Source organism: Gardnerella sp. C0684A1 (genome assembly GCF_055326835.1).
In genome coordinates, this window is record NZ_JBLTSX010000002.1 from 371,915 (window position 1) to 393,636 (window position 21,722).

A 21,722-nucleotide genomic window follows, 5' to 3' on the forward strand; every position below is an offset into this window, starting at 1 on the left:
TGCTTTCAAGCTTTACAAAAACAAGCGACATATTAAAAGCCAAGCAATAGCAATACTTTTCAATCATCGTGTTTGATTAGCAAGAAGCAATTTGCACGCCTCTCGCACAACATCACCTACCTTCACACCCTGCTTATCAGCAGAAGCTTTTAGAGCAGCCGCATCTTCAGCAGATATGCGGAAAGTTATAGGCATCATAGCTTCTTCATAAAGAGGCGGTCTACCAAGCGGCTTTTTAATATGCAGATTGCCAGCTTTACCATGATAGATGCCTTTTTTAGCATCACTTTCCCATTTATCAAGCATTTCATCAGTGACATCAACGCCACCTTCACCGCGAAAATTAGCCATAATTACTCCTACTATCTCGTAGATATATTCCAATTATCTTCTACCAAAAATTTGCCTAATTTCTTCTTGGCTAAATCCCATCTCAGCAAGAAACTTTTTAGTTGCAGGAGCGACGTGAAAAATGATCCATTCCCCATCTTCACCCTTATATGCAATAAGTTCTGTAATAACTCCGCGCGAATCCCACGCAAGTGAAAGCATTTGACTAGGCTCATATTCACCTTGTCTGGGAAGCTCTCTACATGATTAGTTCCACATATTTATCACTTCAGTTTCTCTGAGCCAAGGTCGCTTTCGAATAACTCTAGGATGCACTAAAACCTTCATAAACAATATCTCCAACTCTCAATATTTTCGTATACGAAATGTTATCACATTGTATTAAAGATTATCAAAATATTTATTGAACAAAACGAAAACAACAATGCTTTCGCAACTTGGAAGTCTACTTCCAAGTTTAGTGCAAAATGGCAAAAGTTGGAAGTCTACTTCCAGATTGCAAATCTCTTTGCGCAGCTAGCGAATCTATACACGCGTTAAATATTTTTGCAGTCAATAGAAAATGTCGAAAACATCGGGCAATTTTGTATTTTCGACAGTTTTGGCTTGCGTTTTATTCATTTCACCAGTTGATTTGGTGTTTTCGACAGTTTTGGCTTGCGTTTTATTCATTTCACCAGTTGATTTGGTGTTTTCGACAATTCCGCACTACATCGCAGCACTCAAACAGGTCGTTACGCAGCTACCGTCGCACAGCTACCGTCGCTCAGCTAGCGAGTCAAGCCGAGCGCGGAAAGACGGCCAATCCGTGCGCATCGCTGTAAGCAACTTCAGCTTAGGCACGTCGTCAATCGGCACCCACTTAATTTCCATACTCTCGTCGTCATGCGCGCACGGATCCACACTATGTCCTGGCTTTTCAAACGCAAAAACCGTTGTGTAGCACCAATTTCCATGATCCTCGCGGTAAGCTCCAACAACTTCAATATCTCCCGAAGTAATATTTGCTTCCTCGAAAGACTCACGCAATGCGCCCTCAATCGCGCTTTCTCCGTCGGAAATTGCGCCACCAGGAATGCCCCAAGTGCCACCTTCAGCGCTCCAAAGCGCGCGATGTTGCATCACAACGTGCGTCACGCGACCAGTTTCAGCATCTCGCCTAGCAAGCAACACGCCAGCAGCACCGTTATGACCCCAGTGCCTTCGACCACAATTGCAATGCACCCAGCCATCTCCCGGCTGATGTACATTTTCTTTAGGAACTTCCGTGGAAGTCGGATCGTTCTTTTCGCCAACTTCTTCCAAACTTTTCTTATTCCACAAATCCGGCCAAGCGTATCCAAGCTCGGTAACCATACTGCGAAGCAGCGGCAAGCTGATTCCAAGAACACCGTGCGGATCTCCATTAATGCTTTCAATGAAAGCTCCGCCAAAACCTTCTAGCGTAAAGGATCCTGCAACTTCCAGAGGCTCTCCGGTTGCCACATACGCGCGAATTTCCGCGTCACTCATTTGCGCAAAAGTTACGCTTGCGTGGCTTGTTTTGCAAATAGTTTTGCCGGTTTTTGCGTCGATTAAGCAGTGACCAGTCCACAATTGTCCTGTTTTTCCGCTCATTTGCTTGATTCTCTCAAATGCCACTTCAGGAGTATGCGGCTTCCCGTAGCACTCGCCATCGAGCAGGAACATGGAATCGCAGCCAACAATCAGCACACCGCTACAATCATTAGAAGATTTATTCGTATACGCAAAATCGTGAATATCGAAAGTTTTTGTAGGAACAGTAACACCTGAAAAATCGCGAGTTTGCGCCGTATCTACGTTATGCGTTACGTCTGATTCTGCGTCGCTTGCTAAAGCGTTACCAGAAGATTCAGTTTCAGCAGTCTCAGCAGATCCCGCATGTTCAGCTTCCAGCGGATACCCCACAACTAAATCGCCACTAGCACTCGCCGCCGCATCTGCAACAAGTTTCCACGCATTGTACACAGCTTTAGCTTTTGCGCGAGCCAAAATAGAAACTCGCTGCTCAGCACTCAACTCTTCAACGTTTGTTCCGCGCTCACTAGCGGCATCGCGCAAAGCCGCCGGCTCATCCACTTCGCTTACGTGAATTATCGGAATCACGCCAGCAGCCGCCAAAACCGCTCTACGCTCCGGAGACTGTGAGGCCAAAATCAACGAAACTGTCATACCTTACTCTTCCTTTTACGCCTTTACAACTTCGCACAGCTTATTCGCGAGTTATTGCAACGCTGCCTGTAGCTGGCATTGTTCATTATGCATCTGAGCATCTCTCAAAATCAAAGATTGCAAATACTTGCTTTTATTCGGCATGCCATCTCTCTTAGCAGCGCGAGAAATATATTCACTCCACGATTTAGGAACACGAAAACGCTCTTGAACACTGCTTTCGCGCCTTTCTTTCGAATTTGGTCTTCCCGGTCCAGATAAAGATGCAAATATTTCAGTTGCATCAGAATCTTCAGAAAGTAAAGTTTGCATAATTTTTGCAGCTGCTTCGCCAGAAAATTGCATTACAGGAGGATTATTTGGAGCAGACACATTTTCATCAGCTAAATTCTCATACATATCCATTTTAATCACCTCATTTGCCCCATCTTTTCCAATATTTATACCATTTATCAGTAAGATGCTCTACATGAAACACGAGAAAATCTTTACCTTGAGGCCTTGCAAGCACTTCAATTAAATCATCTTCCCATGCGCCTGGATGCCTTAAACATATGACCAGTGCTACAACTCTTCCCCTTGAACTAGGTGGATTTGACACATCATCAGGATTAACTAAAGCAAACCATATAGGTTTAGCCATAGCCTTTCGTATCTCTTCCTCATTTAGATGATCTTCATCAAAATGTTTATACGCAGATTTGGGATCAAACCTAATAACCATTGTGTAATTGTACCACAATTTATTGACTTGCTACTTCATTACAACTTCGCACAAATCATTCGCGATTTATTGCAACGCCAGTAGAATCAACCGGTACGTGCAAAACGCGCCAGCCAGCACGCGAAAGCCACGGCTCAGCAATTGCGTCGATTTTTTGAGCAGCACTCTTGTTATACTCAGCGTCTCCTGCATAAAATACAGCAACGCACGATCCTGCTCCCGAAATCGCTGCCGCAAAACCATTCTCGCGCAACGTTTCCACTAACTTCCACGAATCTTTCATAAGATTTGCACGATACGGTTGATGAAGAGCATCTTGAGTTGCTGCAAAAAGTAACGCATTTCGCGAAATATCAGATTTTACTGTGCTTGATTTATTTTCAGAATCACTATTTAACTCACCAAAAGCAACCGGAAGAATTGCAGCTCGCGATACGTTAAATATTGCGTCGCCATACGACACTTTTGCTGGAAGTGCGCGTCTAGCAAGCTCTGTAGAAAGCTCAAAATTAGGAACAAATACAGACACGGAAATATCTTGCGAAACTTTGTATCGTACCGTATGAAAACCGGTAGGAAGAGGCGCTTCACCATCTCCAGCCACGCGCACGGAACCTTTGCCTTCTCCAGCATCAAGCTTCCAGCTCATCGTCAATCCGCCAAAAACCGCAGGAGCAACATTGTCTGGATGGCCTTCAATTGCGGCCGCGATTTCGAAAATTGCTTCGCGATTAAGCTCACCTTCGTGCGCAAAAGACCAAGCAGCAGCAACTGCAGCCACAATCGCTTCTGCAGAAGATCCCATACCGCGCGCTTGCGGAATCCGATTATGCGCTTCTAACGTAAACCGTAAGTTTGGCAGACCAAATATTTTGCAAGCTTTGCGAAAAGTTGATACAACTAGATGCGTTTCATCTTTTGGAAGCGTATCCTCGCCTTCGCCGTGAATAATTACGCGCACGTTTCCAGCATAATCAAGTGAATCAAGCGAATTTTCAGACTGATTATCATCTAAAGTAAAAACTAAAGAATCCGCATAATCAAGCGCAATACCGGCTGTATCAAACCCAGAACCAAGATTTGCGCTAGTTGCTGGCACGCGCACGGAAACACTATTACACACTGGATTCATACAATCACCTGCAATTTTTCTACTTTATAACGCGCAAAACTAGCGGCTTTCCGCACACAACGTCCAACTTCTGCAAATCCTCGCAAATAGCTTTAACTGCAGCTTCTGAACATTCGCGCACAAGCACACGCATACTGCCAGGCCCACCAAGACCGCACTCTGGACAATCCGAATCACCATTAGTTTGCGCATACTTAGCTTGGCATGCCGAAGCCAAACGCTCAGCCGCGACGCTATGATCTGCAAAAACATCCATAACTTCGCTGCACAAAGCCAAAGAAGTATCTTCCATATTGCAACGAATCACAAAATCTGCTCTAGTCTGCTCGCTAGAAGCCGGAACATACTTGTGATACATTGGCACGCCAAAACCAGAGCATTCGCGTACAAGATTTCGAGCCGCGCTAACAACATCTCCCACAACAGCACTTGCAGTTGGAGCGCCGCCAGCGCCACGACCATAGAACATCAAATCGTCAGCAGCCTTAGCTTTCACAAACACAGCGTTGAAACTGCCATGAACCGAAGCCAAAGGATGCTCATCACCAACAAGAGCCGGATACACACTAACGCTTACGCCAGCATCTGCGCTTGACTCGCCGTCTGCGTTTGACTCGCAGTCACCCTGCCTTTCAACTGCCGCAAGCAACTTAATTACACGCTTTTCGGCACTCGCAGCTGCAATATCTTCAGCCGTAATCGCGCTAATTCCCTCAACGGAAACATCATCAATACTTACTGGCATTTGGAATGCGAGAGTTGCTAAGATAGCAGCCTTATTTGCAGCGTCAAAACCTTCAACATCTCCGGTTGGATCCGCTTCAGCATAACCCTTTTCTTGAGCCGCACGCAAAGCCGAATTAAAATCAAGTCCGCGCACAGTCATTTCGTCAAGAATATAATTTGTAGTTCCGTTTACGATTCCGAAAATTTGCGTAATTTCGTCGCCAATAAGTGACTCACGAAGCGGGCGAACAATAGGAATTGCCCCAGCAACAGCCGCCTCAAAGTACAAGTCCACTCCGTGAGTTTCTGCACACTCGTATAATTCAGGGCCAAACTTTGCAAGCAACGCCTTATTTGCAGTAACAACAGATTTTCCGTTGCACAGTGCGCTTTTTACGAAAGTATGCGCTGGCTCAAGTCCGCCAATAAGCTCGATTACAATATCAACGTCCTCGCGAGCGCACAACGATGCCGTGTCTGTAGTCAATAAATCGCGCTTAATCCAAGGAGCGTCAACTTCTTCCGGACGCAAGCACGCAACTCCAGCAAGCTCAATATTTGCGCCAATTCTAGCCGCAAGCTCATCACTCTGTTCAACTATAAGTCTCGCTGTCTGCGAACCGACTGTTCCTGCGCCAAGCAATCCAACGCGAATTGTTTTGTCAAAAGATTGTTTGTTCGGCATAGCAATCGCTCCTTCGTTTTGTGTAGATTACGATAAACGTTTATTTTTAATTTACACTCTGCCCGTACACTCTGCCCGTGTATCATTTCAAAAAACAAATTTATTGCGCAAAAAGCATCAATATTGTAAATATCGAACCAATTACGATAAAAGATATAACACTCGCAGACCCGTATAATGCTTTCGTACCACGCGAGCCACTAATCTCATTAGGAGCTTCGAAAAATACTAGATAATGCTTGCATCTTGCCAAAATAACTATGCCAAAAATAAGCATTCCTAACATAAACATTCCATAAAAACCAATTATGAGAATATTTAACGGTATCTGTGAAAGCTCGCTTTTAGCAAGTTTATTAATATTTATCATTTTCCCATTTGCATTAACAAGCTGCCGCATAATCAAAATTGGGATTACAGAACCCTGCAAATTAATAATCATGTGAAGCAATATGCTGTAACGCAAACGCGAAGTGCGCACATACATATAACCGAACAGTAATCCGACTCCAAAAGTATAGAAGAATTGGAACAAATTCATGTGGAAAAGCGCAAAAGCTAATGCAGAAAATACTATGGCTCTTTTTTCACCGTACATTCTTAAACGGTCTAAAATCAGCTTTCTAAAAATAAACTCTTCAACAATAGGCGCAATAATTACAAAAAATAGAATATTTTGCAAAATTCCGCTAGAAAGCGCTAATTTTTCTACACGATTTAGTGAATAGCCATCCGAAAGAAGATAAGACAGAAAAGTGCCAATATAATTGCCAACAAAAATAATAGGATAACTTACAGCAAAAAATCCTATAAATTGCTTAGTTGTCATAGTAAATTGTGAGGCTTTTGCAACTGGTACATTTCTCATAATCGAAAATGAAATAGGCAAAGCTATAACATACTGGCATATGAGAGAAATCAGAATAGATACCAAAGAAGTTTTGTACAAATTTTCTGGCATAAGTTCTTTAGCAACAGCACTTAAGAATAAGCAAGAACAAACCATTGAAATTAGAAACACAAATAACGACGTTCCTACTGTGCTTTGATTGCTGCGAGCTGTTAAGTATTCTTCGTCGTCAATCATTTCTTGCATTCTCACCCCTTGCAGTATGCGATTTAGCACTATCTGATTTAGTACTACACTTACAAAACATTACTTTTCTGATTAAAGAATTCCTTCAATAAGTTTCGTAATTAAATCACTGTAGCTTATTCCAGTTGCTTCCCACGCTTTCGGATACATGGAAATTGGCGTAAACCCAGGCATTGTGTTGATTTCGTTAAGAATTACGTGCCCGTCTTTAGTTACAAAAGAGTCCACGCGACTTAGCCCTCTGCCATCTGCCGCTTTAAATGCTGCAAGCGCAGTCTTACGCACACGCTCCAAAGTTTCCTCAGGAAGATCTGCTGGAACTTCCACGTGAGAAGCTGCAGAATCCATGTATTTGCTGTCAAAATCGTAGAACTGGTCTTCGCCAGCCTCGCGCTTATCGAGCACAACTTCTCCAGGCAAGCTAGCTTTCGGCTCTTCTCCGTCATGAGCTGCAAGAATAGCGCACTCAATTTCGCGCGCGTCAATTCCCTGCTCTACTAACACTCGCCAATCGTGCTTCGAAGCCTCAAAAATGGCTTGCGCCAAAGCTTTAGCATCGCGCGTTTCTACTTTTGTAACTCCAAAGCTAGATCCTGCGCGGCTTGGCTTTACGAAAAGCGGATACTCGAGTTTTGCCTCTTCAACTTGCGAAATAATTTCGTTTGCGTAAGCAGCAAAATGATTTGCTGAATCGCTTGCAAACTTTCTCGCATCTAAAGCGATTCCTGGAGCAACTGCAATTCCGGCAGCCTTAAAAAGTTGCTTTGCATAATACTTATCCATGCATGCAGCCGAAGCCAACACTCCGCAACCAACGTACGGCACTTGCATCATTTCAAGTAAGCCTTGCAAAGTTCCATCTTCACCGTTTGGCCCGTGAAGTACAGGGAAAACAGCGTCAATATGACCCAAACTCGTAAGAGTACCGTCCGCCTCGCGCACTAAAAATCCGTCTGCTCCCTTGGCTGGGTCTAAAACAACATCGCGCGTTTCAGCAGTTTTTGTGATTACTGGCAGCTCTCCTTCTTCCATGCGGAAGTTACGCGGATCTTCACCGCCAACAATCCACTCGCCTTTTTTAGTAATCGCAATGCGAATAATATCAAAACGACTTTCGTCTACAGCACTGAGTACTCCAGCAGCAGATATGCAAGAAATCGAATGCTCGTCTGCTTTACCGCCGTACAAGAACACTACACGCTTTTTCGTCATTTTTTTCCTTCAGATTATTATTTTGGTTATTTCAAATTATTTTGGATTATTTTGGATTATTTTGGATTATTTACGCACTTTGCTACTCTTCGCAAACGTCGTCGTCGAAAAGCATTGCAAGCATTTCTTGGCAGGAGATTCCTTCTTCAAGCACGCGAGCCATTGCGCTTGCAAGCGGAGTTGCAACACCAAATCGCTTACCCATTGCCACAACCGCGCTAGTAGTTGGCACGCCTTCCGCAACACCATTGCTTACGGCGGTTGCTTCTTCAACGCTCATGCCTTTTCCGAGATTTGATCCAAAAGTATAGTTACGGCTTAGAGGAGATCCGCAAGTTGCAACTAAATCACCGAAGCCTGCAAGACCTGCGAAAGTGCGCGAATCTGCACCTTCTGCAACTCCCAAGGCCGTCAATTCTGCAAGCCCACGCGTTTCGATCATAGCCGCTGTATTTTCGCCATATCCTGCGCCTCGAGCCATTCCAACTGCGAGCGCAACCACGTTTTTAAGCGATCCGCACATTTCTACGCCGATTACGTCGGTTGACACAAACGCTTTAAAGTAGCTGTTTGAGCAGGCTTTTGCAACTACTTCTGCCTGATGCTTTTCGGCGCAAGCAACTACTGCTGCGGCAGGCTGTCGAGATGCTACTTCTTTACTTAAGTTTGGACCTGAAAGTGCAGCGAAACGGTTGCGCGGCAATTTCAAGGCTTCGCACACTACTTCGTCCATGCGTTTGCCTGTTGTGCGCTCAATGCCTTTCATAAGCGAAACTACAATCGCATTTTGCGGAATCAAATCCACAAATTCTGCTAACGCAACGCGCGCAAATTGTGCAGCAATCGCTACGACTACAATATCCGCATTCGCAACAGCTTCCGCACGACCCCCAGTTGCGGTCATATTTTCCGGCAATTTTTCTACGCTTGGCAGGCGCACTGCGTTATGATGATGGTCGCGAATTCCTTCAACGATTTCTGGCTCTATTGCCCACATCGTTACTTGATTTCCTGCGTCCGCAAGCACTTGACCAAACGCAGTTCCCCAAGCACCAGCACCCAACACCGTAACGTTCATGTTTACGCCTTGCCTTTCGGTTACAATCTCTATTTTTGCGACTTTAGCCTTTATTTTTGATTTTTACTATTTCTAGTATTTGCGACTAATCACACTATTACGTAATTCTACACACGACGCTTTACGGCTTTATAAAACGCGAGTTTACTTATGATTATTACGCTTGTGATTATTCCGCAACTCTTTTCATCTGCCTGTAGTCAAAATACCCATCTGGCGCTTTTTCGCCGCGAATTTCTTCCATAATTTGCGTCATGCGCACGCGCACTCGACGAGCTAGCTCTTCAGCAGATTCAATTGGAGGTAATTCTCCCCAGTTTTCACTGCCCTTAAGTAAGTCGGAATAATCAAGTTGGGTATCGTAGCACATTACAACGTTTTTCTTAGGCCACGGCCACCAATGATTAATGCTTGCAGCACCCCACACGACTGCACAAAATAGCGGAATCTGATGACCTAATCTACGTGATGCTTCGAGAGCAATAATTCCAATTCCTGGTTTCATGCTCATAGGCCATTTTTTAGGATCGCGTGTTAAAGTGCCTTCTGGCCAAATGCTTAAAGGTCTTCCGTTTGTGAGAATTTTAATTGATTCTTCCTCAATTTCGCGCGCTTTTCCGCTTCTTCGTGGCACTGATTGCATACCTACTAGCTGGAACCATTTGCCTAAGATCGGCCAGTGCGCAAGTTCCGCTTTTGCCATGTAACGCGGCCTACGCCCTTGGTGAAATAACGCTGTCATAGGTATGAAAACGTCAAACATTGTCACGTGCGTGCAAGCGGTTATAAACACGCCTTCTTCCGGAACGTTTTCCAATCCCCACGCGCGTACTTTGCAACGCGACCGTAGAACTCGAGAAGTACCTTCAAGTAATCTTTCTGCAGCCTTAGGATTTTGCGCATTTATTTCTGCCACATTTGGCTTACGCTTATCCGCAGGATAATAGTAGGTTGGATCCACTAAATTATGTTTTTTTGCTAAACGTTCTACCTGCTCATCGCTGAGTGGTTTTACTGCACTTCTAGGCGAAGGTTTTCCTTTTGATACCATACGTCTATTGTGCAGCATGCTATAAACTACACTTACTGCTAAGTTACTTCTAGCTTACTGCTCGTTGCAATTTTGGTAAAACTTTTGCTACTAACCCATGCTTAGGTGATAGAACCCAAGCAAGAATAAATAACGCTGTTGCCACAAGCACGATAGTTCCGCCAGTTGCAGTATCGAAACTCCAAGAAACGTACATTCCAACTACTGAAGAAGTGCATCCCAGCAAAGGAGCCAAAAACATCATTCTCGATAATCTATCTGTTAAAAGACGAGCAGTTGCAGCAGGAGTAACAAGAAGCGCAAGAACAAGCACATTACCAATAATCTGCACTGAGACAACTACCGCAATCGCAACAAGCACATAAAGCATGCCATCTAGAAAAGCAACAGGCAAACCCATTGCGCGAGAAGTTTCTCTATCCATAGATACGCAAACCAGCTCTTTGTGGAACATAAAAAGCAAAGTAATAATAATTAAGCCAGTAATAGCAATCAAACTAATATCAGAATCTGGAATGCCTGTAATAGAGCCAAAAAGGAACGATTCTAAAGAACCTGCATAACCTGAAGCTTTCGAAATAATTACTATTCCGAGAGCAAAAGCAGATACGAAGAATACTCCAATAAACGAGTCTTCGCGAAGCCTACGATTTTGGCTAAAAATAGACACTATAAGCGCTGTAGCAACTCCAGCAATTGCTCCACCAAAAAGCAAATTTCCTTGCAGAACAAAAGCTATAGCAAGACCAGGAAACACTGAGTGCGCTACAGCATCGCCAATAAACGCCATTCCTCTAAGCACAACATAGCAGCCAACCGCTCCACAAATAACGCTAGAAAGGCAAGCAACTATAAGAGCTTTTAATAAAAACCACAGGTCTGGGTTAGTTAAATCTTGAATAAACTCAATTGGAGATAACATTATCGTCGCACCTCGTTAAAAATTTCGCTACTATCACGATTTTCATATTTTTCATTACTAATAACGCGTTCCACTGCTTTTATTAGCGGATTCTGTGGAGCAACATGGAAAGTATTAACCCATTGTTCAACGTTTAACGATTCGGGCGTACCATCTCCAACAATACTTCCGTCAAATAGCATTATTCTCGAACAAGAATTAATTGAGCCGATAATATCGTGCGAACTCATCAAAATCGCCTCGCCTGAATCAGCTAAATTAAGGAACAACTCAGTAAGCAACTCCTGAGTAGGCATATCTAATCCAGTAAACGGCTCATCGAGTAAAAGCAAACGTGGCTCACCAGCAAGAGCACGCGCAACCAAAACTCGTTGACGCTGTCCTCCAGAAAGCTCACCGATAGTACGATTACGAAAATCTACCATTCCTGTACGTTCTAAAGCAGTAAGCGCAATCTCGTAATCTTCTTTTTTTGCACGACGCACATAGCCGATATGACGAATTCTTCCCATCAAAACAACGTCTAGTACAGAAAGCGGAAAATCCCAAGCAATATCGTGACGCTGCGGCACATAACCAACGTATGAAACACGACTATTTAAAGCAACACCATTAGTTACATTAGTTTTTGGAGCTTTAACCTCAAGAGTTCCTCTGTGCGGAATCAAACCCATGATTGCACGAAATAGAGTAGTTTTACCGGCACCATTTGCGCCAAGTAAACCAACAAATTCGCCACTTTTAATTGTAAAAGAAACATTTTTAACAACATGTCTACTTCCGTACGAAATATTCAAGTTTTGTGCGCAAATAACTGAATTCTGTTCCATAATTTTCACCTTTAAACCTACTATTTCAAACATTCTGCTAAGGAATCCGCGTTAGCGCGCATCATATCCGCGTACGAATGTACTTTTGAATCAAAAGCGTCACCATAAATTGGACACACTTTTACGTGAGATTCAGAAGCCACTTCTTTTAGAACCGACGAGCGTGATATCAAATTAGGTTCCAAAAAAACAGCTGGAATTTCCAAGTCTCGTAACACTTGCGAAAGCCTACGTCTATCTTCTATACTCGGCTCACTAGAAGGGTTGATAGTCACGAAACCTGCAATTTTTACGCCGTAAGCTTTACCCAAGTATGCGAAAGCATCGTGAGTGGTTACTAAATTGCGTCTCTCTTTTGGAATCGAGTCTACTTTTTTGCGAATGTACGCGTCCACGTCGAGAAGCTTATTAATATAACGTTCTGCATTCGCACGATATTTTTTAGCATTTTTATGATCAACTTCACACAAACGATCTGCTATAGTGCGCACATAAGCTATACCATTTTTTACAGACTGCCACAAATGAGGATCAATATCTCCGTGAACATGTTTTCCTAAAACTGCTTGAGGAAGCTGGTAAAGTTTTTCGCGAGGAGAACCTAAGAAACGATACCCTTGCTCTGCTGGAATTTCTTTTAAAGCATTAGTTGGAACTTCTACTACCACATCGTTTGGTGCGTAATAAACTCTTTTTGGCACAGTGGAATGATTTTCTTGCAAAGTGTCAACTCTGTACAAAAATCCGCGTTTTGATAAATCGTAAGCTAAATCAGCATGCCCTTGATTTAAAACTACGCTAGCTCCACGTTTTTTCGCGAGTTTCTGCGCATTAATACCGACAGCAAAACGCATACTAGTATTGCCTAAGCTAGAAATTCGCATTCCTTGTGCATCAAGTATATCAGCGTGCAAATCGAGAATGTACTCTCCTGGTTTACTAAAAGCCCAGCTTAAATGAGTGTGAGCATCCGCCGGCAGATCTACATGATCGTCGTCATTTATGCCATTTGCAGAATTAATATACGTTTCAACACTTCCAAAAGTGCCTGTTAAGTACGCAAAAAGGGAGCCAGATCCTTTAACTTTCGTGGCAGTTAAACGAATTCTATCCGAACGTTTCATATTGTATGCGTTCGGTTTCATAACTGTTGAACGGCCTTGCTCAGTTGCGGTAGAAGGAGCATTTGATTGAGAAGACTGACCAGACTGATTTAACTTATCAGACTTTTCTTGAGTTTTCTCTTGTGCGCTATCTTTCGCTTCTTTAGCTTCCTCAATAGGCTGCGAAGTTTGTCGTTCTGTTGCAAGACCAAGCCAAATCGTATCTAAAGACACATCTTCAACCATAGGAATAATATCTGCAGCATGCTTCACGCTTTCTTCCGCAAGCTGAACATTCGGCACACCTTTTTTAAGATTTGCGTCTAAAGCTGTAATAACGCTATGCTCTTCAAGCATCATGTAGTTGCTAAAAGCTAAATCTGCATAAACTACGTCACGAATAGATCGAAGACGCGGCTCGTAGGAGTGTGGGTCTGCGTTATCAGGAACTATTGAAGTTACGTTTGCAGCGTCTCCTGCTACGTTAGCTACCATATCTCGCAGAATTCCGGTTGTAGTTACTACATTTATACGACCGTCTTTGTGACCTGCACGACTGTCATTGTTTATACTGCAGGCAGTAAGCGGCAAACTGATCGCAATTGCGCAAGCTGCTGCAACAAGAGTTTTACTAAATCTCCTGCTTTTACAACCCACTATTTCACACTCCTACAATTAATTTCATGCAAATAATCTCAATTTGACATATTGCACATATTGCACAATTTAGTTTTAATATCTCAGCAACCAACTTAAGTTGATCAATCCTCGCTTATACAAAATCCAGAATCCTGTTCCCAAAACGGATAGCACTAGCGAAGTTCCAACACCTAGAAGCGTATAAGCAGCTGTAGGGTTTCGTTTGAATAGCCCAGAAATACCTTTAGGCTCATCTTCTACAGAATCAACTTTTTCAGCTAACTTTTTCCTGTACGATGCTGGAGAAAGTTTGTTTTTGTTGATTTTTGATACAAGACCTTTTGGTTTTTTGTCATCGCTATTCTTTTTCTCAGATTTTGGAAGGCTTTTACCAGAAACTACTTTGCCAGCAAAACCTGATACTGCGCGTGTAAATGATTTATTTGCACCACTGTTTCCACCGGAAGTTGCTAGATTCGTAATAGGATTAATTGGTTGAGAAATATTGTTTTCTTTGCCATCATCCTTTTTCTGTGAAGAAAGCAGCTTAAATGGGTTTTTTACAACATCAGTTTTGCTAGTTTCATCCGAATTGTTATTTACACTGCAAGACATTGGTGTTTCTTGAGGATCTACACCAACAGCAACGTGAATATTGCGAGTTATTGTAGAATTTCCGTCAGAAGCCTGGAATTGCAAAGTGTAATACCCTGGTTCTGAGAAATCCCAATTCGCATGAGCGTGGGTGTTGGAAGGTATTGTATAGTCGGTTTCTCCTTGCGTGGAGAAAATCTCCTGATCTCCTCCGCCTAAGCCACCAAACATCCATACGCGCACGTCACCAGGTCCATCGACACCAGTCAAACTAAGTTGCGTTGGCTTATGTGGGTTCATGGATTGGTTGTTCCATCCCATCCATGGCACGCCATCAATTTGCGTTTGTGGAATACGGTACAAGCCGTTAGTTTTACCAGCGTCGTCTACTGCGAATACTACAGAATCTGCGTCTCGCAAAACGTGACTTCCTGTAACGTCCTCTTGTATAGCAAGATTAACTTTATTTGATTCATCGGTGTAAACCGCTACATCCACATGCCCATGGTCAATTACAAGCTTTTCGCCTTTTATGTCTTTAAATTTGCTGCACTTTTTAGCTTTTTTCTCTGATTGTTCTTTATCAATTCTTTCTACTAAAGATAAAGATCCGTTGTTCGTATTCTTAGCATTAGTTTTTAATCCTCGCACGCTAACAAGTCCACGACCATGTTTTATAGCATCCGATGGCGTCACATACACAGTGTTATTGTTACCGTTTATAAAGAAAGCTCCGTTACTCTGCTGAAGATTAATGCCGCCACCGTAGTTAGAATCAGCATCAGAATCTTCAGAATCTTCTTCGTCTTCGCTATCTTCGTCACCGTCACCACCGTCAAACGACGGCCCGTCATAGTCAGCAAAATCGCCAGCTGTTACATCATGATTAGTGACGTGGAATGTATAAATCTGCTCAGAACTTTGTTCCTCGACACCAACGGTAGCAGTAGCCTTCATTTTTAACTTGTACACACCAGGACGGTTAAAAGACCAGTACATGTGCTCGTGTTTACCTTTAGTATCAGTAATATCCACATCTTTCGGCCAGCCATCAGCAGAGCCAAGCATTTTTTCATAACCGTCACCGCTGCGAGTGTACATAAAAACTTCGCCGTTGTGAGGTGCTTCGATACCAGTTAATGACAGTTTGACTGTTGGATTAACTTCTGTAGAACCAGCTCCCTCATATAACGGTCTAGTATCTAAACCAGGCCATAATGCACCAGTATTACCAGCTCCCGACTGATCAAAGAACCAGACTACACCTTCGCGAGTTGTTGCGTAGATTTCTTTTATTACCGAATTGTTCTCATCTTTGGAAAGCTGCATGATGTTTTTGGAGCCGACTTCAAAAATAAGTCGATTCGTATCATAACGGACGCCATTATTATCATCCTCTTCAAACGCATCACCCAAAGTGCCTAATACCATGCGCTTGCTTGTAACATCAAAGAAAGTTGCAAAAACGTCAGCATGACCTTTATATGCGTGGCACATTGCAGCTTTACTATCAGCCGCAGGCTGTGAAGCAGTTTTATCTAATTTAGCAGCTGCACACGCTTCAAAATTAACTTTCTTTATTGCGTCAAAATCTTTAGAAGATTTCTTTCCGCTTACAACAGTTGCGTCATTACCCTTGTCAGCAAAAGCTGCAGGAGTGCCAATCACTAAAGCGCACAAGCATACGCATGCCATAATCACTCGCGAAGTGCGCATAATATTCTTAAGAATAGCTTGCATCGCAATCACTCATTCCCTTGATTTGGCTTAATCGGTGTCATTACAGTTGTTGGTTGATCTTTTACTAAATCTGATAAATTATTTTCAGCATTTAGTGTGCTCTGAGTATGTTGTTGCGAATAATTATCACGTGTTTTTTGCGATAAAACTTGCTTTTCTAAAGCCTGCTTACGCGCTTTTTTACTCTTAACTACAGCAATAACAATGAATAACACAATTATTACTGCAATAATCGCAACAATAATTCCAACAAATTGCAGTATTACTGCAGTATCGTCACTGTTTGCAGATTTCTTACTTGAATGTTTCGAAGAATGTTTTGAAGAGTGTTTTCCATTCTGATGAGCATCTTCTTCGGAAGCATCGCCATCAGTTCCTTCACTATTATCTTCATCTTGAGATTCTTCATCTTGACCCTGATCGTCACTATCGTCAGAAGCTTCACTCAATGCTGCATTCGGGTCAGTTCCTTCACCAACAGCAAAGTTAAGCACTCGAGTATCACTTACAGCGCGACCATTCTTCAACTTTCCGGAAAAAGTAAGCTTTACATGATAAATACCAGGCTTAGAGAATACCCAATTCACATGAGTATGCGCATTAGTTTCAATCCAAGTATTTTGTGGATAACCTTTAGTACTATCCCAAAGCTGCTGTGGAGCGTTGTTACCATTTTCTAAATAAACATGCAATTTTCCAGGACCGCTTACTGCCTCAAGAGAAAGGTTTGCACCTCGATCAAGTTCGTTGAGAACTCCGCCTTCCTGAGTGTTCCATCCAAGCCAAACTACATCAGGATTCTGCGTTTGTGGAATTACGTAAAGTTTCGTACCAGGATTTTCTCCAATAAAACTGTAGGTAGCATCATCAGGCATAGGAATAATTGAGTTATTACCTAAACGGAACACAACATTCTCAGGATCACGCCAAACAGGTTCATCTCCAGAATCATCGCGAATCTTAATCTTCCACTTGTTATTAATAAGCGTAGGACCAAAATCAGCATGACCTGCTTGAATCATAACTGGCTGATCACTAGCAGAAGCTACTCTCACCAATGGTGACTGTAAACAGAAAGATGAAACTAGTACTACTAAAGAGAACAGAAGAGCTATAAATCTGCTAGAAAATGAGTGTTTTAATACAGAATTAGTCATATTTTTGCATTTGTGGTTCATAATTTTAGATTCCTTATAACGTATATAACTTTCGTTTTTCACTATTTACAGCATTTTGATTCGAGGTTTAATTAATACCCCGCATATTCCAGTAGCAGCACACAATCCGACACTTGCTGTACCAGCTGTAGCAGCAATAAACGTAGAGGAATGATTACTGCTTGTTTCTTCGGAAGTTTGCTCATTATCGTCATTTTCTGCGCTATCTTGAGAAGAATTATTATCAGAAAGTTCAACTACAGGCTTAGCAGAATTATCATCGCTATTTTTCCCAGAAGTTTCGAAATTGCGAACAGTTTGAGAAGATCCACCTAGCTTTTGTGTTTTATTAGAGATATCTTTTTTTCTCGCTTTTTTTGCTTTATTACCTTTATTGGATTTACCGGTTTTATTCAAATTGCTTAAGCTTCTTGTAAATGAGGAACCGCTGGAATTCTCAGTTCTTTTAAAAGAACCAGAAGAAGAACCAAAGGAACCGGAAGAAGAACTTGAAGAGCTGGAAGAAGAAATCCTCTCAATAAGACTCTTCTGAGCAACATTCTGATTAATGCCGTTCTTCTGGTTGACATTCTTTTTTACACTATGACTATTCTGTTTAAAAGATTTTGATTTTTTGCGGAATTCACTAAAGAAATTATTACTAAACTGGAAACCGTTTTCGCTTTCAGATCCAAAAATTCCAGAATCTTCATTATTAGGTATTCCGAAACCATTCATTCCGAAACCATTTCTCATATTTTGGGTTCCAAAATAATTTCCGTTACCTAAACCATTATTTGAGCTTCTGCCAAAAAGTTTATTCGCAAAACTGCCGTTTCCAGAAGCACGTCTAATGATTTTTGATTTCTTTTTGCGCTTCTTACTATGCTTTTTTGCGTGAGGATTCTCATCATCTTTTGAATCCGAACCGCTTTGATCATCATCGCCATCATTGTTATTAGAGTGAGGAACACCCTTCATCTCAATAACATAATCGCAAAACTCATCAAATTTGCTATTTCTGTAAAGCTCACCGTTCTTTAAAACTAAGGAAGGACGAATCGTTGCACCTTGCATTGATGCATCAAGCTTTAGCTCCAACTTGCTGCTCACAGCACCAGGAATGCGCTTAAATTCGCTTTCTCCTTCCTTTTTCATCAACCAAACATAGTCTTTAACAATGGAAGTTACAGGATTCGTAGGGTCATCGATTGGATCACCGGTAGTAGCGTCGGTTGCAACATGAGGGTTAAGCAATACTGTTTTCGCGTGTAAAGTATCCCCTGGCTTAAAACGCTTATAAGGAACAATCGCTTTTACTACAGGATGCCCATCAGCACCGTGATCTTCAACAGCGATTGTTGCGGATGCAGTATCTTTGCCAATTTGCGTTTCGCCTTCAGTTGCGTGAGCATACACCTTCATTTTGTTCATTGCAGGCTCAGCTGGAAGCTGCAATCTCTCGGCAAAAAGAGTGGTTCCATACGCGTCAGGACCTTCGTCAGCGCGCACATATCTCCACTCAATACGAGCGCCCTTTGGTTTGTTAACTACTTTTAAGTCTAAACCGCCATAACCTTCGTATGAATGATAATGTGGGTGTTCTCCGGAATCGCGAATATTGCCGATGCGCATATCGCCGCCATCGTCTTTATCCGTGTCTTTATGTTCTTTGGAAGCTTTGTGCGCTTCTTCATCATCGTCAGGATTAATAAAATCACCACGACGATGCAAATCAAGAGTTTCTGGGATTCCGGAAGAAGGTACTTCGCCTGAATATGTGTCTTCTACTTCAAAAGTGTATTCTGCAGGCTCGGTTGTGATCTGCTTTTTAGTGTTCTTATTTGTAATAGTTGCTGATACTTTTAGTTTATAAACGCCAGGTTGCGTAAATCCCCAGTTTGCATGCATGTGACCAGCAGTATGTTGGTGGATTACGCCAGGTAGCATAAATCGGCTGCCTTCAGTATCAGGCTCGTCGTCTAAATCGTTCTCTTCAAATGATAATTTCTTCGAATTTTTGCCAACGCCCTCGGTAGTCCAAAGCAGAATACGCCCGTTCATAGGCCCAGTAACTTGCTGAATTGCAATATCTGCTGTTGCGTCATCTGCATGTGATGCGCCAACTAAAGTTGCAGCATAACCTGTGTCCCAACCCGGGAAGAGAGGATTTCCTTTTTGATTTCCGGAACTATCAAGATAGTAGTATTCAGTAGCGAGAGCAGGAAGTTGCGATTTTGTAGTATACGTGCTTTTTGCTACGCGCAAAGTAGTGTTTTCAGGCTTTAAGAAAGTGGCAGCGTCTTTTTCGACGGCCATAATGAATTTACCATTGTATTGAATTGGGTAGAATACGTCTGTATGGCCGTGACTTAACACTTCTTTTTTCGTAGGATCGTATTTTTCGCCAGGATTACTATTTTCTAATGCAACTGCCGGTAAAGCTGCACTAAATCCTGAAACGAGAACAGCGAACGCGACAATGGCTATACCTGCCATTGCGAACGCGCGTTTCAGTATACTCTTCATGACCTGAGTCATTATTATTTCGCTCTCTACACTTCATCTTCTTCAGTCTTATCTGCTCTCTTCTAATACAGATAATTATTGAAGATATCTTTACAACGTGTATCAATAATAATAATGATTCTCATTAATAGCAAGTCGACACTCCGAATAAACAAAAACGCTGGCAGCTCAAAGCAACCAGCGTCGATTATTTAATAACTTCTGATAATTATTTGATGATTATTTGATATTTTTAAGCAATTATCAGCCTTCTACAATATCCGCATTAAGGCAAGTCTTAAAGTGGCGCAAAGCCCATTCGTGACCTTGAGGATCAAAGCTTGCGACTGCATCTTTGTGAACCACGATTTTGAAGCCAAGATTATACGCATCAACAGCAGTGTGAAGCACGCAAATATCCGTGCAAACTCCCACCAAATGCAGCTCTTCAATATGACGCTCGCGCAGCTTAATCAGCAAATCCGTGCCATTAAACGAAGAATAGCGAGTTTTATGAATGTAATACACGTTGCTTTTATCTTTATTTGCTTCGTAAAAATCACCAAGCGCACCATATAACTTCTGGCCGTGAGTTCCGGCAATATTGTGAGGTGGGAACAGCTTAGTTTCAGGATGATACGGGTCGTTCAAATGATGCGTATCAATCGCAAAAACTACGAACTCGCCAGCGTCGAGAAATTCCTGCGAAATCTCAGTAATACGCTTCTCTAGCTTTTGCGCAGGCTCGCCTACTGTAAGAGAGCCGTCGCTTGCAACGAAATCATTCGTATAATCAATGTTAATAAGGGCTTTATTCATACCTACTCCTTGTATGAAATTTGCAGAATAATCACTAATACAATTACCTCTAATCGCACTATTTCTAATGCCATATTATTGCAAATAGCACTACTGCAATAGCAAAATCGCTTTAGTTACAATATTCCGCATTCTTAATTACTTGATTTTATTTCAATTGATAGCCCAATTATCAACTCAATTGCTGGCCCAATTGCAATCGGCGCAATATATTAATACTCAAAGAATACTCAAAGCTCACTTGCTTCTGCACCGACTATCATCATTTAATCACTACCTTGCGGCAAACCACTGATTACTGCTCCATTCCCGAGACAACTCTCTCGCGTTTGGAGGGTTTATTGTTGTGCAGTGCTCCATTCGCGAGAGGACAGTCTCGCGTTTGGAGGTTTATCGTCTTCGTTTCACTCCATTTGCGAGAGAGTGTTCTCGTAAATGGAGTTGTTGATTAGATTATTTGCTCCATTTGTGAGAGGACGCTCTCGCGTTTGGAGGATTTAGTGTCAGTATTTGCTCCATTTGCGAGAGGACTGTCTCATGTTTGGAGGGTTTAGTGTCAGTATTTGCTCCATTTGCGAGAGTGTGTTTGTTTACGATTTTTTTGCTGATTACTTAAAATTGTCGAAAACACATAATCAGTTGGTGAAATAAACAAAAATCATGGTGATTTTGTCGAAAACACCAAATCAACCGATATTTTCTACAAAAAGCAAGCCGAAATTGTCGAAAACACATAATCAGCCGATGTTATAAACATTTTCTAACAACTACAAAAATTATTTAATGCGCGCTCAAGCATGTTGTCGCGCCCACGTTTGGAGTTGATTCAGTTGTTTACTACTCCATTTGTGAGACTACTTTCTCGCTTTTGGAGGGTGTCGGCTTGCGTTTTGCTCCAATTGTGAGACTACTCTCTCGCTTTTGGAGGGTTTATTGTTGTGCAGTGCTCCATTTGCGAGACTACTCTCTCGCTTTTGGAGGGTGTCGGCTTGCGTTTTGCTCCATTCGCGAGAGGACTGTCTCATGTTTGGAGCATGTTAGCCTTAGTTTCGCTCCAATTGTGAGAGGACGCTCGCGCGGTTTACGCGCTCGCTACGAAACTCGCGTTGGAAGTCCACTGGACTTCCAACTTGAGCGAGTTTCCGCTCCGAGTTGCTTTCGC

The 21,722-nt window shown here is 42.4% G+C and carries 18 protein-coding genes; all 18 read right to left on the reverse strand.

All coding sequences use genetic code 11. The annotated features are described in order from the left end of the window. Positions 1–63: 63 nt before the first annotated feature. The 18 genes from ACNEUN_RS03240 to ACNEUN_RS03325 all read right to left on the reverse strand — a co-directional run bounded on the left by ACNEUN_RS03240 (position 64) and on the right by ACNEUN_RS03325 (position 20,560). Positions 64–351, reverse strand: coding sequence for a toxin-antitoxin system antitoxin subunit (locus ACNEUN_RS03240; protein WP_463630763.1), 288 nt, complete (start codon positions 349–351; stop codon positions 64–66). Between the two features lie 33 nt (positions 352–384). After that, positions 385–552: a hypothetical protein gene (locus ACNEUN_RS03245; RefSeq protein ID WP_463630765.1), complete on the reverse strand. Its 168-nt coding sequence runs from the start codon at positions 550–552 to the stop codon at positions 385–387. Positions 553–1,107: 555 nt separating this feature from the next. Next, a complete protein-coding gene (locus ACNEUN_RS03250) occupies positions 1,108–2,544 on the reverse strand; it encodes a Maf family nucleotide pyrophosphatase (RefSeq protein WP_463630767.1) in 1,437 nt (478 codons plus the stop codon). A 51-nt stretch (positions 2,545–2,595) separates the two neighbouring features. Beyond that, positions 2,596–2,949: a toxin-antitoxin system protein gene (locus ACNEUN_RS03255; RefSeq protein ID WP_463630769.1), complete on the reverse strand. Its 354-nt coding sequence runs from the start codon at positions 2,947–2,949 to the stop codon at positions 2,596–2,598. Positions 2,950–2,959: 10 nt separating this feature from the next. Next, positions 2,960–3,187, reverse strand: coding sequence for a hypothetical protein (locus ACNEUN_RS03260; RefSeq protein ID WP_463630771.1), 228 nt, complete (start codon positions 3,185–3,187; stop codon positions 2,960–2,962). Between the two features lie 136 nt (positions 3,188–3,323). Next, the gene (thrB, locus tag ACNEUN_RS03265; protein ID WP_463630773.1) at positions 3,324–4,400 is read right to left on the reverse strand and encodes a homoserine kinase; all 1,077 of its coding nucleotides are present in this window, start codon (positions 4,398–4,400) and stop codon (positions 3,324–3,326) included. A 19-nt stretch (positions 4,401–4,419) separates the two neighbouring features. After that, on the reverse strand, positions 4,420–5,811 hold the full coding sequence (locus ACNEUN_RS03270) for a homoserine dehydrogenase (protein ID WP_463630775.1): 1,392 nt from the start codon (positions 5,809–5,811) through the stop codon (positions 4,420–4,422). A 100-nt stretch (positions 5,812–5,911) separates the two neighbouring features. Next, the gene (locus ACNEUN_RS03275) at positions 5,912–6,907 is read right to left on the reverse strand and encodes a lysostaphin resistance A-like protein (protein ID WP_463630777.1); all 996 of its coding nucleotides are present in this window, start codon (positions 6,905–6,907) and stop codon (positions 5,912–5,914) included. 72 nt (positions 6,908–6,979) lie between these two features. Further along, positions 6,980–8,119, reverse strand: a complete 1,140-nt coding sequence (locus ACNEUN_RS03280; RefSeq protein WP_463630778.1) for a D-alanine--D-alanine ligase family protein — start codon at positions 8,117–8,119, stop codon at positions 6,980–6,982. An 82-nt stretch (positions 8,120–8,201) separates the two neighbouring features. Continuing rightward, positions 8,202–9,197 (reverse strand): NAD(P)H-dependent glycerol-3-phosphate dehydrogenase, encoded by a 996-nt coding sequence (locus ACNEUN_RS03285; RefSeq protein ID WP_463630780.1) that lies wholly within the window; start codon positions 9,195–9,197, stop codon positions 8,202–8,204. Between the two features lie 169 nt (positions 9,198–9,366). Then, entirely contained in the window at positions 9,367–10,248 is an 882-nt protein-coding gene (locus ACNEUN_RS03290; protein WP_427876216.1) for a lysophospholipid acyltransferase family protein, read from the reverse strand. 49 nt (positions 10,249–10,297) lie between these two features. Next, a complete protein-coding gene (locus ACNEUN_RS03295; protein ID WP_463630782.1) occupies positions 10,298–11,170 on the reverse strand; it encodes an anchored repeat-type ABC transporter permease subunit in 873 nt (290 codons plus the stop codon). Beyond that, positions 11,170–12,000 carry an anchored repeat-type ABC transporter ATP-binding subunit gene (locus tag ACNEUN_RS03300; protein WP_463630783.1) on the reverse strand — a complete coding sequence of 277 codons (831 nt, stop codon included), beginning with the start codon at positions 11,998–12,000 and terminating at the stop codon, positions 11,170–11,172. Before ACNEUN_RS03300 ends, ACNEUN_RS03295 begins: the two co-directional genes overlap by 1 nt. Positions 12,001–12,020: 20 nt before the next feature. Beyond that, positions 12,021–13,760, reverse strand: a complete 1,740-nt coding sequence (locus tag ACNEUN_RS03305) for an anchored repeat ABC transporter, substrate-binding protein (RefSeq protein WP_463630785.1) — start codon at positions 13,758–13,760, stop codon at positions 12,021–12,023. Between the two features lie 75 nt (positions 13,761–13,835). Further along, complete coding sequence (locus ACNEUN_RS03310; RefSeq protein WP_463630829.1) at positions 13,836–16,076, reverse strand: choice-of-anchor M domain-containing protein; 2,241 nt, start codon at positions 16,074–16,076, stop codon at positions 13,836–13,838. A 5-nt stretch (positions 16,077–16,081) separates the two neighbouring features. Then, positions 16,082–17,254 carry a TIGR03773 family transporter-associated surface protein gene (locus ACNEUN_RS03315; RefSeq protein WP_463630787.1) on the reverse strand — a complete coding sequence of 391 codons (1,173 nt, stop codon included), beginning with the start codon at positions 17,252–17,254 and terminating at the stop codon, positions 16,082–16,084. A gap of 45 nt (positions 17,255–17,299) precedes the next feature. Then, on the reverse strand, positions 17,300–19,774 hold the full coding sequence (locus tag ACNEUN_RS03320; protein WP_463630789.1) for a choice-of-anchor M domain-containing protein: 2,475 nt from the start codon (positions 19,772–19,774) through the stop codon (positions 17,300–17,302). A 231-nt stretch (positions 19,775–20,005) separates the two neighbouring features. Further along, on the reverse strand, positions 20,006–20,560 hold the full coding sequence (locus ACNEUN_RS03325; protein ID WP_463630790.1) for a cysteine hydrolase family protein: 555 nt from the start codon (positions 20,558–20,560) through the stop codon (positions 20,006–20,008). Positions 20,561–21,722 lie beyond the last annotated feature (1,162 nt).

Excerpts from the sequence above, each read along its gene's own strand:
- ACNEUN_RS03240 (WP_463630763.1), bottom strand. The coding sequence starts at position 351 with ATGGCTAATTTTCGCGGTGAAGGTGGCGTTGATGTCACTGATGAAATG.
- ACNEUN_RS03245 (WP_463630765.1), bottom strand. The coding sequence starts at position 552 with ATGCTTTCACTTGCGTGGGATTCGCGCGGAGTTATTACAGAACTTATT.
- ACNEUN_RS03250 (WP_463630767.1), bottom strand. The coding sequence starts at position 2,544 with ATGACAGTTTCGTTGATTTTGGCCTCACAGTCTCCGGAGCGTAGAGCG.
- ACNEUN_RS03255 (WP_463630769.1), bottom strand. The coding sequence starts at position 2,949 with ATGGATATGTATGAGAATTTAGCTGATGAAAATGTGTCTGCTCCAAAT.
- ACNEUN_RS03260 (WP_463630771.1), bottom strand. The coding sequence starts at position 3,187 with ATGGCTAAACCTATATGGTTTGCTTTAGTTAATCCTGATGATGTGTCA.
- thrB (WP_463630773.1), bottom strand. The coding sequence starts at position 4,400 with ATGAATCCAGTGTGTAATAGTGTTTCCGTGCGCGTGCCAGCAACTAGC.
- ACNEUN_RS03270 (WP_463630775.1), bottom strand. The coding sequence starts at position 5,811 with ATGCCGAACAAACAATCTTTTGACAAAACAATTCGCGTTGGATTGCTT.
- ACNEUN_RS03275 (WP_463630777.1), bottom strand. The coding sequence starts at position 6,907 with ATGCAAGAAATGATTGACGACGAAGAATACTTAACAGCTCGCAGCAAT.
- ACNEUN_RS03280 (WP_463630778.1), bottom strand. The coding sequence starts at position 8,119 with ATGACGAAAAAGCGTGTAGTGTTCTTGTACGGCGGTAAAGCAGACGAG.
- ACNEUN_RS03285 (WP_463630780.1), bottom strand. The coding sequence starts at position 9,197 with ATGAACGTTACGGTGTTGGGTGCTGGTGCTTGGGGAACTGCGTTTGGT.
- ACNEUN_RS03290 (WP_427876216.1), bottom strand. The coding sequence starts at position 10,248 with ATGGTATCAAAAGGAAAACCTTCGCCTAGAAGTGCAGTAAAACCACTC.
- ACNEUN_RS03295 (WP_463630782.1), bottom strand. The coding sequence starts at position 11,170 with ATGTTATCTCCAATTGAGTTTATTCAAGATTTAACTAACCCAGACCTG.
- ACNEUN_RS03300 (WP_463630783.1), bottom strand. The coding sequence starts at position 12,000 with ATGGAACAGAATTCAGTTATTTGCGCACAAAACTTGAATATTTCGTAC.
- ACNEUN_RS03310 (WP_463630829.1), bottom strand. The coding sequence starts at position 16,076 with ATGCAAGCTATTCTTAAGAATATTATGCGCACTTCGCGAGTGATTATG.
- ACNEUN_RS03315 (WP_463630787.1), bottom strand. The coding sequence starts at position 17,254 with ATGAACCACAAATGCAAAAATATGACTAATTCTGTATTAAAACACTCA.
- ACNEUN_RS03320 (WP_463630789.1), bottom strand. The coding sequence starts at position 19,774 with ATGACTCAGGTCATGAAGAGTATACTGAAACGCGCGTTCGCAATGGCA.
- ACNEUN_RS03325 (WP_463630790.1), bottom strand. The coding sequence starts at position 20,560 with ATGAATAAAGCCCTTATTAACATTGATTATACGAATGATTTCGTTGCA.